This is a genomic window from Mesorhizobium sp. M4B.F.Ca.ET.203.01.1.1, assembly GCF_004791025.1.
GTDB lineage: Bacteria > Pseudomonadota > Alphaproteobacteria > Rhizobiales > Rhizobiaceae > Mesorhizobium > Mesorhizobium abyssinicae.
Genome location: NZ_SRUO01000068.1, coordinates 1 through 435, shown reverse-complemented (window position 1 = coordinate 435; position 435 = coordinate 1). Strand labels below are relative to the sequence as shown.

Here is a 435-nt window from a genome sequence, read left to right as displayed (position 1 = left end):
GGTAGGAGTACGGCGAAACGAAGTCGAAATACCAGCGCAGGGTGGCCATGGTGGTGTCCTTCAATGCGGTCAGGGCTGCGCGTTGCGCTGCAGGTAGCGGTCACGCAGTTCGGTCTGGCGCGAGCGCATCGGCATCGCCCGGCCGCCCAGCCAGACCTGTTCGGCATAGTGCGCCACGTCCAGCGGGTCGCCCTCCCACAGCACCAGGTCGGCACGCTTGCCCGGCTCGATGCTGCCGATCTGGTCGGCCACGCCGAACGCCTGCGCCGGCACCCGGGTCAGCCCGGCCAGGCCGTCGGCCCAGGGCAAGCCGTTGGCCACGGCATTTCCGGCCAGCTGGCGCATCTTGCGCGCGTTGTGCGAAGCATCACCACGCTGCACGAACGACACGGCCACGCCGGCCCGTTGCAGGCGTGCCGCGTTTTCCAGCGTGGC

At 69.7% G+C, this 435-nt stretch carries 1 protein-coding gene; it reads right to left on the bottom strand.

Annotated elements, in window-relative coordinates; genetic code table 11:
- Positions 1 to 69: 69 nt before the first annotated feature.
- The coding region (locus EN846_RS33640) for an amidohydrolase family protein (protein ID WP_145971983.1) at positions 70 to 435 on the bottom strand (366 nt) is incomplete at its 5' end.